At 69.8% G+C, this 14,339-nt stretch carries 14 protein-coding genes; 8 read left to right on the top strand and 6 right to left on the bottom strand.

The window, feature by feature from the left end; all coding sequences use genetic code 11:
• The 8 genes from rnpA to K7854_RS04250 all read left to right on the top strand — a co-directional run bounded on the left by rnpA (position 1) and on the right by K7854_RS04250 (position 6,797).
• Positions 1-372, top strand: coding sequence for a ribonuclease P protein component (gene rnpA, locus K7854_RS04285; protein WP_226024992.1), 372 nt, complete (start codon positions 1-3; stop codon positions 370-372).
• Positions 369-743: a membrane protein insertion efficiency factor YidD gene (gene yidD, locus K7854_RS04280; RefSeq protein WP_226024991.1), complete on the top strand. Its 375-nt coding sequence runs from the start codon at positions 369-371 to the stop codon at positions 741-743. Before rnpA ends, yidD begins: the two co-directional genes overlap by 4 nt.
• Before the next feature lie 3 nt (positions 744-746).
• On the top strand, positions 747-2,054 hold the full coding sequence (yidC, locus tag K7854_RS04275; protein ID WP_226024990.1) for a membrane protein insertase YidC: 1,308 nt from the start codon (positions 747-749) through the stop codon (positions 2,052-2,054).
• 15 nt (positions 2,055-2,069) lie between these two features.
• Positions 2,070-2,582 (top strand): Jag family protein, encoded by a 513-nt coding sequence (locus K7854_RS04270; RefSeq protein ID WP_226024989.1) that lies wholly within the window; start codon positions 2,070-2,072, stop codon positions 2,580-2,582.
• Between the two features lie 124 nt (positions 2,583-2,706).
• Positions 2,707-3,426 carry a 16S rRNA (guanine(527)-N(7))-methyltransferase RsmG gene (gene rsmG / locus K7854_RS04265; RefSeq protein ID WP_226024988.1) on the top strand — a complete coding sequence of 240 codons (720 nt, stop codon included), beginning with the start codon at positions 2,707-2,709 and terminating at the stop codon, positions 3,424-3,426.
• 279 nt (positions 3,427-3,705) lie between these two features.
• The gene (locus K7854_RS04260; RefSeq protein WP_161379662.1) at positions 3,706-4,779 is read left to right on the top strand and encodes a ParA family protein; all 1,074 of its coding nucleotides are present in this window, start codon (positions 3,706-3,708) and stop codon (positions 4,777-4,779) included.
• Positions 4,776-5,882: a ParB/RepB/Spo0J family partition protein gene (locus K7854_RS04255; RefSeq protein ID WP_226024987.1), complete on the top strand. Its 1,107-nt coding sequence runs from the start codon at positions 4,776-4,778 to the stop codon at positions 5,880-5,882. Before K7854_RS04260 ends, K7854_RS04255 begins: the two co-directional genes overlap by 4 nt.
• A 297-nt stretch (positions 5,883-6,179) precedes the next feature.
• Positions 6,180-6,797: a GNAT family N-acetyltransferase gene (locus K7854_RS04250; RefSeq protein WP_226024986.1), complete on the top strand. Its 618-nt coding sequence runs from the start codon at positions 6,180-6,182 to the stop codon at positions 6,795-6,797.
• A 91-nt stretch (positions 6,798-6,888) separates the two neighbouring features.
• On the opposite strand, the gene trxA is transcribed toward K7854_RS04250, so the two are convergent.
• From trxA to murJ, 6 genes are all read right to left on the bottom strand, one after another.
• Positions 6,889-7,221 carry a thioredoxin gene (gene trxA, locus K7854_RS04245; RefSeq protein WP_003975042.1) on the bottom strand — a complete coding sequence of 111 codons (333 nt, stop codon included), beginning with the start codon at positions 7,219-7,221 and terminating at the stop codon, positions 6,889-6,891.
• 39 nt (positions 7,222-7,260) lie between these two features.
• On the bottom strand, positions 7,261-8,229 hold the full coding sequence (gene trxB / locus K7854_RS04240; RefSeq protein ID WP_226024985.1) for a thioredoxin-disulfide reductase: 969 nt from the start codon (positions 8,227-8,229) through the stop codon (positions 7,261-7,263).
• A 158-nt stretch (positions 8,230-8,387) separates the two neighbouring features.
• Complete coding sequence (locus tag K7854_RS04235) at positions 8,388-9,257, bottom strand: anti-sigma factor family protein (protein ID WP_505016447.1); 870 nt, start codon at positions 9,255-9,257, stop codon at positions 8,388-8,390.
• Positions 9,254-9,979 carry an RNA polymerase sigma factor SigM gene (sigM, locus tag K7854_RS04230; RefSeq protein WP_226024984.1) on the bottom strand — a complete coding sequence of 242 codons (726 nt, stop codon included), beginning with the start codon at positions 9,977-9,979 and terminating at the stop codon, positions 9,254-9,256. The genes K7854_RS04235 and sigM overlap by 4 nt, the downstream gene beginning before the upstream one ends.
• A gap of 30 nt (positions 9,980-10,009) precedes the next feature.
• Positions 10,010-11,728, bottom strand: a complete 1,719-nt coding sequence (locus K7854_RS04225; RefSeq protein WP_226024983.1) for a protein kinase family protein — start codon at positions 11,726-11,728, stop codon at positions 10,010-10,012.
• 139 nt (positions 11,729-11,867) lie between these two features.
• Positions 11,868-14,336, bottom strand: a complete 2,469-nt coding sequence (murJ, locus tag K7854_RS04220) for a murein biosynthesis integral membrane protein MurJ (RefSeq protein WP_226024982.1) — start codon at positions 14,334-14,336, stop codon at positions 11,868-11,870.
• Positions 14,337-14,339: the final 3 nt, after the last annotated feature.

Below are 14,339 nucleotides of genomic sequence, written 5' to 3'. Positions count from 1 at the left end.
GTGCTGCCCACCGAGAACCGGCTGAGGCGGCGCGAGGACTTCGCGACCGCGGTACGACGAGGCCGCCGGGCCGGCCGTCCGGCCCTCGTCGTCCACCTTCGAAGCGGTGCCACGGACCCGCACGCGCCTGGGGAGAGCGCTCCCCGGACACGTGCGGGTTTCGTCGTGAGCAAAGCCGTGGGCGGTGCGGTCGTGCGCAACAAGGTGAAGCGGAGGCTTCGCCATCTGATGCGCGACCGGATCGACCTGTTGCCCCCCGGTAGCCTGGTAGTCGTACGAGCGCTGCCCGGTGCGGGTGACGCCGACCATGCACAGCTGGCCCAAGACCTGGACGCCGCCCTGGCGCGGCTACTGGGAGGGGGCGCGCGATGAAGTACCCGCTGCTGGCTCTGATCAAGCTCTACCAGTGGACGATCAGTCCGCTGCTGGGGCCGGTCTGCAAGTACTACCCGTCGTGTTCCCACTACGGCTTCACGGCCATCGACCGGCACGGAGCCGTCAAGGGCACGGCACTCACCGCCTGGCGCATCCTGCGGTGCAATCCGTGGTCGCCGGGCGGCGTGGACCATGTTCCGCCGCGCAAGCGCCCGCGGTGGCACGAAATGCTGCGTGCCGCCTGGCGGGCACGCAAGGGCGGGACCTCCGCCGCCGAACCGGCCACCGAAGGTCGGCCCGCTCACCCGAGCGTGTCCGAGACTTCGAGCCCGGCCGCAGAGACCTCGCCCCATGCCCAAGGAGCATGATTAGTGGACACGATTGCCAGCCTCTTCAGCTTTATCACCTGGCCCGTCTCCTGGGTCATCGTCCAGTTCCACACGGTGTACGGGGCGATCTTCGGACCTGACACCGGATGGGCCTGGGGCCTGTCCATCGTGTCCCTGGTGATCCTCATCCGTATCTGCCTGATCCCGCTCTTCGTGAAGCAGATCAAGGCGACGCGCGGGATGCAGACGCTCCAGCCGGAGATGAAGAAGATCCAGGAGCGCTACAAGAACGACAAGCAGCGTCAGTCCGAAGAGATGATGAAGCTGTACAAGGAGACGGGCACCAACCCGCTCTCCTCGTGCCTTCCCATCCTGGCGCAGTCCCCGTTCTTCTTCGCCCTGTACCACGTGCTCAACGGCATCGCCTCCGGCGACACCATCGGCGCGGTCAACCAGGACCTGCTCGAGAGCGCGCAGAAGGCACACATCTTCGGGGCCCCGCTGGCCTCCAAGTTCTTCAGCAGCGAGAGCGACGTCGCCGCCCTCAGTGCCTCCCTGACCGACGTCCGCGTCGTCACCGCGATCATGATCGTGCTGATGTCGGCCTCGCAGTTCTTCACCCAGCGCCAGCTGATGACGAAGAACGTCGACACCACGGTGAAGACGCCGTTCATGCAGCAGCAGAAGATGCTGATGTACGTCTTCCCCGTCATGTTCGCCGTCTTCGGTGTCAACTTCCCCGTCGGTGTCCTCGTCTACTGGCTGACCACGAACGTGTGGACCATGGGCCAGCAGATGTACGTCATCCGCAACAACCCGACGCCGGGCTCCAAGGCGCAGGCCGCCTACCTGGAGCGGCTGCACAAGAGCGTCACCGAGCACGGCAGGACCCGCGGCCGGGGCCAGAAGGCCATCGTGAAGGCCATCGTCGCCAAGGGCCGGGACCGCAACGAGGCCGAGCGCAAGTTCATCAACGGTCTGAACAAGGCGGGCATGGCCGCTCAGGCCGACGGCAACGTGGTGAAGAGCGACGCCGCCGTGGCCGCCCAGAGCGCGGACGGCTCCACCGTGACCACCACGGCTCAGCCCAAGCGCCAGCAGCCCAAGCGGCAGAGCAAGTCCCAGCGCCAGGCCAGGACCGCCGCCGAGCCCGAGTCGAAGACGTCGCTGACCAAGTCGGACGAGCCGCAGGACGCCAAGCCGGACGGCAAGCAGGACGCCAAGCAGCAGGCCAAGCCTGCTGGCGGCGCCAAGAAGCCGGCTCAGAAATCCGGCGCCGGTGGCCGCAGCAAGGCCCAGTCCGGACAGCGCAAGGGCCCGCAGCGGCCCAAGTCCCCGTCGAAGAAGTAAGAAGGAGTCCATCCCGTGACGGAAGGCACCACCTCCGCCGCTGCCGAGGGTGCAGACACCCTGACCCGCCTTGAGCAGGAGGGCGACATCGCGGCGGACTACCTGGAGGGTCTGCTCGACATCGCCGACCTCGACGGCGACATCGACATGGACGTCGAGGCCGACCGCGCCTCCGTCTCGATCATCAGCGACAGCAGCAGCCGTGATCTGCAGAAGCTGGTCGGCCGGGACGGTGAGGTGCTGGAGGCTCTGCAGGAGCTCACGCGCCTGGCCGTGCACCGGGAGACCGGCGACCGCAGCCGGCTGATGCTCGACATCGCGGGTTACCGGGCGGGCAAGCGCGCCGAGCTGTCCGAGCTGGGCGCCAAGGCCGCGGCCGAGGTCAAGAGCAGTGGCGAGGCCGTGCGGCTGAAGCCGATGACGCCCTTCGAGCGCAAGGTCGTGCACGACGCGGTCAAGGCCGCGGGACTGCGCAGCGAGTCCGAGGGCGAGGAGCCGGAGCGCTTCGTCGTCGTGCTTCCCGCCTGATCGGTTCTCTCGTTCTCCGGCCCCGTCTGTTGCGCAGGCGGGGCCGAATTTTGTCAGCCTGATAGTTCTGGTGGTTCTGGCACCGGCGCCCGGCGCGCCGGTGCCGTACGGAAGGACGGTCCCCGTGTCGGAGGCAGCGGAGCTCCCCCCTGTACCCGAGCAGGCACGTGACGTGTTCGGTGATCGCTACGCGGACGCGGTCCGCTACGCGGAACTGCTCGCCGAGGCGGGGGTGAAGCGCGGCCTGATCGGTCCGCGTGAAGTGCCCCGGCTCTGGGAGCGGCACCTGCTGAACTGCGCGGTGCTCTCCGAGGTCGTGTCCGAGGGAGTGACGGTGTGCGACGTCGGCTCGGGAGCCGGCCTGCCCGGGATCCCGCTGGCGCTGGTACGGGAAGACCTGAAGATCACCCTTCTTGAGCCGCTGCTGCGCCGCACCAACTTCCTGACGGAGGTCGTGGAACTGCTGGGCCTGGACCATGTCACCGTTGTGCGGGGCCGGGCCGAGGAGGTCATGGGCAAGCTGCCGCCGGTGCATGTGGTGACGGCCCGCGCCGTCGCTCCGCTGGACCGCCTCGCCACCTGGGGTATTCCGCTGCTGCGCCCCTACGGCGAGATGCTCGCTCTCAAGGGCGACACGGCCGAGGAGGAGCTGAAGGCGGCGACCGCGGCGCTGAGCAAACTCGGTGCGGAGGAGACGTCCATCCTTCATGTCGGGGAGGGTGTCGTGGACCCCATGTCCACCGTGGTGCGGGTCGAGGTCGGTGAGAGCCCCGGTGGTGTGCGCTTCGCAGCCAAGCGGGCCAAGGCTGCCCGGACCGGGCGGACACGTCGGCGTCGCGGATAGCACTGCCGGTCCGCCGTACTCTGTCGGTCCGCCGTACTCCACACAAGCTGCCCTGCTCGCGCATGCCGGAGTGTCGCGGCAGTTCGGCATGGGGCGCGCTGCATCGTGTTTCACGTGAAACGTCGCTCACTGCTGCACGGCATCATCAGCCGCGGCCGCGCCGCGGCCGACCCCCGCGATCGAAAGCCTCTCGGGTCGCTCGGAGAGGGTACGGAGTTGTCCACAGAGGTGGATTTCTCCACAGAAGACCAGGCCTCACTGGTTCATGACCCCGAAGGCATGGGAGGCTCTGTTCATTGCGAGCCTGAAGTCGAGGAGAGTGAATCCTTGCGGTCCGACGCCAATATCGCGGGACCGATGACCGATCCGGTCCCCGGTCCCCGTACCGAGTCGATGGGAGCGGATGTTTCACGTGAAACACCGCCTCCGATGGACGACACTCCGATCGGTCGCGCTGCCCAACTCGCGGTGGAGGCTCTGGGCCGCGCCGGCGAGGGGCTGCCGCGACCCGAGCAGACCCGGGTCATGGTCGTGGCCAACCAGAAGGGCGGCGTGGGCAAGACGACGACGACCGTCAACCTTGCCGCGTCGCTCGCCCTGCACGGCGCGAGAGTCCTGGTCGTCGACCTCGACCCGCAGGGCAACGCCTCCACCGCGCTGGGCATCGACCACCACGCCGACGTGCCCTCCATTTACGACGTGCTGGTCGAGAGCCGACCGCTCTCGGAAGTGGTCCAGCCGGTCCCGGATGTCGAGGGGCTGTTCTGTGCGCCCGCCACGATCGATCTCGCCGGTGCGGAGATCGAACTGGTCTCGCTGGTCGCACGGGAGAGCCGTCTCCAGCGGGCGATCACGGCATATGAGCAGCCGCTGGACTACATCCTCATCGACTGCCCGCCCTCCCTGGGACTGCTGACCGTCAACGCGCTCGTCGCGGGCCAGGAGGTGCTGATCCCCATCCAGTGCGAGTACTACGCGCTGGAAGGGCTGGGGCAGCTCCTGCGCAACGTCGACCTGGTGCGCGGGCATCTCAACCCCACGCTGCATGTGTCGACGATTCTTCTCACCATGTACGACGGACGGACGCGGCTCGCATCGCAGGTCGCGGACGAGGTGCGCAGCCACTTCGGGGAGGAGGTGCTGCGGACGAGCATTCCCCGCTCGGTCCGTATCTCCGAGGCCCCGAGCTACGGGCAGACGGTACTGACCTACGATCCAGGATCAAGTGGAGCCCTCTCCTATCTGGAGGCGGCCCGTGAGATCGCGCTGAAGGGCGTGGGTGTCAACTACGACGCGACCCACGCTCATCTCGGCGCCCAGAATGATCCGAGCATGGTGGAGGGGATCCAGTGAGTGAGCGACGGAGGGGGTTGGGTCGTGGTCTGGGCGCACTGATCCCCAACGCCCCGACCGAGAAGTCGGTCGCCTCGGCGGCTCTGGGAACCGCGGCTCCCGCGGCCCCCGGGGCGATGCCGCTGCTGCCGAACGAGCGCGGGGTGGCCGCGGCGAAGGTGGCCACGCTGGCGCATGTTTCACGTGAAACGGAAGAGCCGCCCGCACCACAGGGCGTGGAGGGGCTCCGGCCGCCCCTGGGTGCGCACTTCGCCGAGGTCCCCCTCGACGCCATCACGCCGAATCCGAAGCAGCCGCGCAAGGACTTCGACGACGACGCACTGGCCGAGCTGGTCACCTCCATCAGGGAGGTCGGTCTCCTCCAGCCGGTCGTCGTGCGGCCGACGGAGCCCGGGCGCTATGAGCTGATCATGGGCGAGCGCCGCTTCCGTGCCTGCCGGGAGCTGCAGCTGGACGCCATCCCGGCGATCGTGCGGGCGACGGAGGACGAGAAGCTCCTCCTGGACGCACTCCTGGAGAACCTGCACCGCGCTCAGCTGAACCCGCTGGAGGAGGCGTTCGCCTACGACCAGCTGCTGAAGGACTTCAACTGCACGCATGACCAGCTGGCGGACCGCATTGGCCGTTCCCGCCCCCAGGTGTCCAACACCCTGCGTCTGCTGAAGCTGTCTCCCAAGGTGCAGAACCGAGTGGCCGCAGGCGTGCTCTCCGCGGGGCATGCGCGGGCCTTGCTGTCCGTCGACGACCCGGAGGAGCAGGACCGGCTGGCGCATCGCATCGTGGCCGAGGGGCTCTCGGTGCGGTCGGTCGAGGAGATCGTGACCCTGATGGGCTCCCGGCCGCAGAAGCCGCAGCGAGCCAAGGGCCCGAGGGCCGGCTCGCTGGTGTCCCCGGCGCTCTCGGAGCTGGCGACGCGGCTCTCAGACCGGTTCGAGACGCGCGTGAAGGTCGACCTGGGACAGAAGAAAGGCAAGATCACCGTCGAGTTCGCCTCCATGGACGACCTTGAGCGGATCCTCGGGAGCCTCGCACCCGGCGAGGGCCCTGTCCTGCAGAAGGGCCTCCTGGAGGACGAGGACGGAGACGGAGACGTCGAGTCCTGACGGCTGCCCCAAGGGCGGGTCGTTTCCGGTGCGTACCGGAACACGGCCCGCCCTTTGCTTTGCGTCGGTGTCGGGGCCACCGCATCGTGGATACGATGCGATCGAGATGGCGTCGTCACCTGGCAGTACCTCTGGGAGGAAGGCAGGGGCCATGCGAACGATGAGCCGCACCGAACTGGTGAGCGCGGGCTTGGGGCTGGGCGCGGTCGGTGGCTTCATCGGCAGCCTGCTCAGGGAACGGAGCGCTCTGACAGCCGCCCGCGACGCGGCAGGGGATGGAAGCGAGGAACAGCCTTCATGGGGCGCCGGCTCGTACCGCTCACGCTGGACAACCTTCAGGATCTTCCCCAGCGCTGTCGCTCGTGCGTCTTCTGGGAGCTGGACCCCGTCAGTGGCGAGGCCGCGGTAAAGGCAGGCACTCCCGCCCTGGAGAAGGAGTCCTGGATCTCCGCCGTTCTGCTGGACTGGGGGTCGTGCGGCCGGGTGGTCTACGTCGACGACGTGCCGGCGGGCTTCGTCCTCTACGCGCCGCCCGCGTATGTCCCGCGCTCGGCGGCTTTCCCCACCAGCCCGGTCTCCTCCGATGCGGTCCAGCTGATGACCGCGTTCGTGGTGCCGGGATACCAGGGGCAGGGGCTGGGCCGGGTGATGGTCCAGACGGTCGCCAAGGATCTGCTGCGCCGCGGCTTCAAGGCGATCGAGGCGTTCGGGGACACCCGCTGGAAGGAACCCGCCTGTGTCCTGCCGGCCGATCATCTGCTGGCAGTGGGGTTCAAGACGGTCCGGCCGCATGCCCGGCATCCGCGACTGCGGCTGGATCTGAGGTCCACGCTGTCCTGGAAGGAAGACGTGGAGATGGCGCTGGACCGCCTGCTCGGTGCCGTTCAGAAGGAACCGGCGTTGCGTCCGCTGTAGCGGCGGCACCGGAGAGGGCAGTCAGCCGAATGGGCCGACCCGTTGGGGTCGGCCCATTCGTGTTTCACGTGAAACGTCAGTCAGACGATCGTCAGTCGGCGATGAAGTCCTCGAGGTCGCGGACGATCGCGGCCTTCGGCTTCGCACCGACGATGGTCTTGGCGACCTCGCCACCCTGGTAGACGTTCAGGGTCGGGATGGACATGACGCCGTACTTGGCGGCCGTACCCGGGTTCTCGTCGATGTTCAGCTTGACGATCTCGATCTTGTCGCCGTACTCGGCGGCGATCGCTTCGAGGGACGGCGCGATCTGGCGGCACGGACCGCACCAGGCGGCCCAGAAGTCCACCAGGACGGGCTTGTCGTTCTTGAGGACGTCCTGCTCGAAGGAGTCGTCGGTCACATGCTTCAGGGTGCCGGCCACGGCGGGCTCCTTAAGTGGTTGTTGCGAGGGATGGGGTGGTCAGACGGCGGTCTTCTCGGGCTCCGCCTTGTCCTCGTCGCTCAGGGCGGCGAGGAAGCGCTCGGCGTCCAGAGCGGCGGAGCAGCCGGTGCCGGCGGCGGTGATCGCCTGTCGGTACGTGTGGTCGACCACGTCACCGGCTCCGAAGACACCCGTCAGGTTGGTGCGGGTCGAGGGCGCCTCGACCTTCAGGTAGCCCTCCGGGTCCAGGTCGAGCTGACCCTTGAAGAGCTCGGTGCGCGGGTCGTGGCCGATCGCGATGAACAGGCCGGTCACCGGGAGATCGGAGAGTTCGCCGGTCTTGACGTTGCGCAGCTTCAGGCCCGTCAGCTTCTGCTCGCCCTGAACCTCGGCGACCTCGCTGTCCCAGACGAACGTGATCTTGGGGTCGGCGAAGGCACGCTCCTGCATCGCCTTGGAGGCGCGCAGGGTGTCCCGGCGGTGGACGATCGTCACGGACTTCGCGAAGCGGGAGAGGAACGTGGCCTCCTCCATCGCGGTGTCACCGCCGCCGATCACGGCGATGTCCTGGTCCTTGAAGAAGAAGCCGTCGCAGGTCGCGCACCAGGAGACGCCACGGCCGGACAGAGCGTCCTCGTTCGGCAGCCCGAGCTTGCGGTGCTGGGAGCCGGTGGTGACGATGACGGCCTTGGCCCGGTGGACCGTCCCCGCGGTGTCGGTGACGGTCTTGATCTCGCCGCTGAGGTCGACGGCCACGACATCGTCCGGGATCAGCTCGGCACCGAAGCGCTCCGCCTGGGCGCGCATGTTGTCCATGAGCTCGGGGCCCATGATGCCGTCCTGGAAGCCGGGGAAGTTCTCCACCTCGGTGGTGTTCATCAGCGCTCCGCCCGCGGTGACGGCACCCTCGAACACCAGCGGCTTCAGCGACGCTCGCGCGGTGTAGAGCGCCGCCGTGTAGCCGGCGGGCCCGGAGCCGATGATGATCACGTTTCGGACGTCGCTCACGGCTTCATTCCTCGTCTCTGGACTGCGTCTTCAGGGCCGGGTGGAGCTGCACTCGGACTCTCACCCCACCTAACGGATCCTACGGGGCGCGCATTCCCGCTGTGTCCGGGCACACGGGCGTCAGGGCCGGACCGCACGGCGAGGAGCAGGATCGGCCGCTACGAACGCGCGTAGGAGTGCACCAGAAGGACCTTGGCCTTGCCGACCCCCGGCTGATCCACACACGCCGACTCGACGATGTAGGCGGTGACCCGGGCGTCATGGGTGGCGTCGGGCAGGACCACCAGCAGTGCTTCCTTGCCTTGATAGATGCCCGGCTCCGTGGCGATCGCCGCCTCGTCGCGGCCGATCCCCTGCCGGATGCACTCAGGCACGGTCGGCTGCTTGAAGACGTGATTCTCGGCGGTCTCGCCACCGTTCTCGGACTCCATGCCGAAGCTGCGCGGTGTGCGGGACCCGCTCTGGGCGCCCCCGTCCGCGACGAGGTTGGTGACCTTGTCCTGGAGCCTGCCCTCGGAGAAGGTGTCCGCGAGTGCGGTCTGCTGCTCGCGGGCGGTGTGGTCGGAGGGGCCCTCTCCGGTGAGCGAGGCCACGACGACCGAGCCGAGGCCGATGGCGGCAGCGGCGGCCACGGCACCGAGTACGGCGATCCTGCGTCGTCCGCCTCGACGGCGGTCCTTGCGGCCGGGACCGGTGGAGGAGGGACGAGCGTGCCCGGCGGGCCGGTCGACCGGTGCCGATGTTTCACGTGAAACACGCGCGCCGTCGGCGGCGCCCGGCGGTGGCTCGGCGGCCAGGGCGGCGTCGATACGGGCGGCCACATCATCAGGCATGGGGGCCGGGGCAGGCACGGTGGCGAGCAGGCCCCGGACCTCCTCCAGCGATGCGTAGACGTCCGCGCAGAGCGCGCAGCCGTCCAGGTGGCGGCGTACTTCAGTGGTCCGTGCGGTCGGGAGGAGGCCTTCGGCGAGGTCGGCGATCTCCGCGACGTCCGGGTGCCCGGCCATGTCCGTCGTCGACGACGTCACGCTCGTCCACCTCCGCCCTTCACTGCGGTCGAATCGCTCGGGCCTGCTTCCGACGGCTTTGTCTCCGACGGTCCCGCTGCGGGTGGGACGGACGCCCCCTGCGTCCGGTTCCGTTCCGCGTCGGGCTTCCTGTCCTCGCCGCTGCCGTCCGGTCGCAGGTGGGTGATCAGCGGCAGGAGCCTGGCTCTGCCCCGGGCGCACCGGCTCTTGATCGTTCCGGCCGGTACGTCGAGGATCCGGGCGGCCTCCGCGACGGGGTATCCCTGCATGTCGACGAGGACGAGAGCGGCCCGCTGGTCGGGCGGCAGGGTGCTCAGGGCCTCCAGCAGCTGGCGGTGCAGATCGTTGCGCTCGGCGGGGGCGGAGGCCGACTCGTGCGGCTCCAGGAGCTGCTCCAGGCGCTCGGTGTCGTCGACGGGCGCGGTCTTCCGGGATGCGGCCTTGCGGGCACGGTCCAGACAGGCGTTCACCGTGATCCGGTGCAGCCAGGTCGTGACGGCTGCCTGACCGCGGAAGGTGTGGGCGGCCCGGTAGGCGGAGACGAGCGCGTCCTGGACGGCGTCGGCGGCCTCCTCGCGGTCCCCCAGGGTCCGCAGTGCCACCGCCCAGAGCCGGTCGCGGTGACGCCGCACCAGCTCACCGAAGGCATCGGGGTCACCCTCGACATGGCGGGCGAGGAGGTCCTGGTCGCCGATGGCGCCGTATGCGGTGTCATCTGCCATCGGCCTCCTCCCCCTTTCCGCGAAGGTCCCTCAGCCCTTGAACGTCACGTCGGTGATCGCCTGCTTGTAGCCGGCGCCGCTGTAGCCGTCGGACGGAGCGTTCGGCACGTCGGTCATCCACAGCAGGACGTACCGCGTCTTGACGGGCTTCGACGCCTTGGCCGTGAGCGAGGTGCCGGTCGTGGTGGCGCTCGCGATCTCCTTCATGCCGTCGACTCCTGTCGAGGGCGACAGCGCGTCGGCGGCATAGAGGTGCACGGTCGTGTGGTCTCCGGTGTACCGGAGTCCGATCGAGGCCGTCGAGACGTCCTGGGCCGAACCGAGGTCGTAGACGATGCCGACGCCGGGCTTGTACGGCGCGAGTTCCGGGCCCTCGTTGTACCGCTTCGTGCGCCAGAAGGTGGAGGCGTCGCCGTCGTACGTGTTGGCCACGTCCTGCGGTGCCTGGGCCTCGCCGCTGGCGACGTACTCCTGGGCGCCCTGGACATCGATCGGCTTGGCCGGCTTCGTCTGCTCGTCGTTCTTGTCGTCGCCGTCCACCGTCTGGGTCTGGTTCGGGTCGTCGGCCTTGCCGCCCCGTTCCATGAGGGCGTCCGCGAGCTGCCAGCTGCCGAGACCGAGTGCGGCGATCAGCAGGGCCGACACGCCCCACTTCAGTGCCTTGCCGGTACGGCTCTGCAGCGGGGGCGGCGGCGCCGGCACGGGCTGGGTGACACCGGGGTGCGGTGCCGGGCGGCCGTATGCGCCCTGCTGGTAGGCCGTGCGCTGGTACTGGGGCGGTGCGGTGTACGCCGGCTCCGGCGGGCGGATGCGGGGCATCTCACCGATCGCCTTCACCAGTTCCTCCGGCGTGGTGCACGGGGCCTCGTGCCGGGAGGCGGTGGCGCCGTCGTTGGCGAGCGCCCGCATCGCCAGTTCCGACAGGCCGCGGTGCACGCCGGCCCGCACCTGGTCCGGCGGGATCAGCCCGACGTCCTTGGGCAGACCCGCCAGCCCGTGCGCGTCGCTCTCGTACGGCCAGCGCTGGGTGAGCGTGGCGTACAGGAGGGCGCCGATGGCCTCGGTGTCGGTGCGCTGCGGGGTGTCGGAACTGATGCCGCGCAGCGCGGCGTTGACGGCGAGGCCGCGGATCCGCCACTGACCCGTCGACGTACGCAGCACCGCGTTGGGGCTCAGGCGCAGATGGGCGAGGCCTTCGCGGTGGGCGGCCGCCATGGCCGACGCGACCTGACTGACCATCTGGTAGGCGTCGTACACCTCCAGCGGTCCGGAGGCGAGGAGCGCGGTCAGCTCGGTGGCGTCGGGGAGCCACTCGTGCACGACGTAGACGAGGTCGTTGTCCTCGACGGCGTCCAGCACCTGGACGAAGCGCGGGTCGCCGAGCAGGGCGGACGAGCGTGCCGCCGCCAGCACGGAGCGGGCGCGTGCGTGGTCCGCCGGGAGCAGGTGGACTCCGACGGCACGGCGCAGCTTCTCGTCGACGGCCCGCCAACTGCTGAAGCCGTCCAGACGGGTGACGCACTCCTCGAGGCGGTAGCGTCTGGCGAGCTTGTGCCCGCTGTGCAGTTCGGGAGGCGAGGCCTTGCCGGAGTCCTCGCTCGTGGGGTTCCCCTGTGCCTCGTCGCTGTCCGTGTCCCGCTCCCGGTTGTTGGCCACCCCGTCGGCCGTGGACTGGTCCGCCTGTGCGGTCAGCGGCTCATCGCCGCTGTTGTCTGCCACGTCGACGGCAGCTGTGCTCCGTTCCGCCACCGTCGTTCCTGCCTCCCCATTCCGTGCGCGTCGGCCGACTCCCGATCCGCGCGTCCGACGCCGAACCCAATTGTGCCCACAGTCCGCCGCTATGCACGACACACGGCGGCGGACGATGGTTGTGCGCCTACCCCGCCTCTCAGCGTCCCAGGCGTCCGCGCACCATGCCGACCAGAGAGTTGACTTCCTCGATGCGCATGCGGCGGGCGGCGACGAAGAAGACACCGAACAGCAGCACCCCGCCGGCCAGCAGCGCGGCGAACGACCCCACGACGCCCTGGCCGAGCGCGCGGCTGATCGCGTAGCAGGCGGCGCCGCTGAGCAGGGCCGCCGGTACGGAGGCGATGCACAGCCGGGCGTAGGTGCGCAGCACCCGGGCACCGTCCAGGTCACCGCCCAGCCGCTTGCGCAGCCTGCGCCAGGCGACGCCCACGCCGATCACATAGGCCAGGCCGTAGGCGGCCGCCATGCCGACGACCGCCCAGCGGGACGGCAGCAGCAGGTAACACAGGCCCGAGGCGGCGGCGTTGACGACGGCCACGATGACGGTGTTGTAGAAGGGCGTCCGGGTGTCCTCGTAGGCGTAGAAGGCGCGCAGGACGACGTACTGCACCGAGTACGGGATGAGGCCGAGGCCGAAGGCCATCAGCATGTAGCCCATGTTGGTGGCCGCGCCCGTGCCCGAGGAGCCGAAGATCAGGGTGCACATCGGGATGCCGAGCGCGACGAAGCCGAAGGACACCGGCACGATGGCGACGGCGGTGGTGCGCAGGCCCTGGGAGATGTCGTCGCGGACCGCTCCCCCGTCCTCCTCGGACGCCGAGCGGGAGATGCGGGGCAGCAGGGCGGCCATCAGGGAGACCGTGATGATGGCCTGCGGCAGACCCCAGATGAGCTGGGCGTTGGCGTAGGCGCTGTAACCGGTGCCGGCGAGGTCGGTGTCCGTGACCGACGCGGTGGCGAGCTGGATGACGACGAGGGCGCCCGCCTGGTTGGCGAGGACGAACAGGATCGTCCACTTGGCGAGCATCGCGGCCTTGCCGAGACCGTGGCCCCGCCAGTCGAACCGCAGCCGGAGCCTGAACCCGGTCTCCCGCAGGTAGGGGATCATCGCCAGCGCCTGGACCACGAGTCCGAGCAGGATGCCGATGCCGAGGAGCTGCTTGCCCTCCTCCGGGATGGTCGCGACGGTCATCCCGGAGTCCGCCGCGGTGCCGTAGACCCAGAGGAACATGCCGAGGGTGACGATGATGACGATGTTGTTCAGGACCGGGGTCCACATCATCGCGCCGAAGCGTCCCCGGGCGTTGAGGACCTGCCCCATCACGACGTGGACGCCCATGAAGAAGATGGACGGCAGGAAGTACCGGGTGAAGGTGATGGCCGTCTCGTTGGCCGCCGGGTCCGAGGCGACCGGGTTCGACAGCGCGCGCACCAGCAGCGGGGCCGCCAGCATGCCCAGCACGGTCAGGACGCCGAGGGCCACCATGACCAGGGTCAGGAGCCGGTTCGCGTAGGCCTCGCCGCCGTCGTCGTCGTCCTTCATGGCGCGGACGAGCTGGGGAACGAAGACCGAGTTGAGACCGCCGCCGACGGTGAGGATGTAGATCATCGTCGGGAGCTGGTAGGCGATCTGGAAGGACTCGCCCAGCAGGGCGAGGCCGAGCGCGGAAACGATCATCGCGGACCGGATGAACCCGGTCAGCCGCGACACCATCGTGCCCGCCGCCATCACGGCGCTCGACTTCAGCAGGCCCCCCGCGCGGCCGCCCTTCCTGGGCGCGGCCGAAGCGGCCGCGGGGGCGGGCTCGGGCTCCTGGAGAGGGGCCTCGGCCGCCTCGGGCGTGGGTGCCACCGCGTACTGGCCGGGTGCGGGCGCCGCGTGCTGTCCGGGGGCCGGGGCGTTCCCGTACTGGCCGGGCGCCGGAGCGTGACCGCCGTACTGGCCGGGCGCCGGGGCCGGGCCGCCGTACTGGCCGTGTGCCGCGGCGTTCCCGTACGGGTCGGGCCCCTGGTGGCCGCCGTACTGCTCCGGAGCCGGTGTCGTGCCGTACTGCCCGGGCCCCGCGGCACCGCCGTAAGGTCCCGGCGCCGGGGCCGGGGCGGGAACGGCCGCCTGGTCGTCGTACGAGGGGTGGCCGCCGCCCTGCTGCTGGTCGCGGAAGAGGTGCGCGAAGGCGTCCGGCTCGTGCCGCTGCTCTCCGGCCTGGCCGACCAGGTCGTCGACGCCCACGAACTGGGTGGTCCGGGGGTCGTCGCCGTACGGCAGGTACTGCGTCGGGCCCTCCGGCTCGGGGGCCGGGGGCGGGGCCCAGACGCGGGGGTCGGGGGCGTAGGGCGACTGGGCGGGCTGGGAGTACAGCGGCTGCTGCGGGTAGGCGCCCGGGGGCGGAGGGGGGTGCGCGGCGCGGTCGTAGAGCGCCTCGGAGACCGGGTCCTGGGCGGAGAGGTCCTGCGCCCGGTAGGGATCCTGGTCGTAGGCGTCCTGGAGGTACATGTCCGCGGGCTGCTGCGGCGGCGTCTGCCCGGGGTCCGGCGGCGGCGGGCCCTGGGGGTGACCCGAGCCGTCCACGGCCTGACCGCGGTCACCGTCGTACGGCGCGTTCATGGT

The organism is Streptomyces hyderabadensis (assembly GCF_020404845.1).
GTDB classification, from domain to species: domain Bacteria; phylum Actinomycetota; class Actinomycetes; order Streptomycetales; family Streptomycetaceae; genus Streptomyces; species Streptomyces hyderabadensis.
The sequence above is the reverse complement of the archived record's forward strand: the minus strand, read 5'-3'. Positions and strand labels throughout refer to the sequence as shown.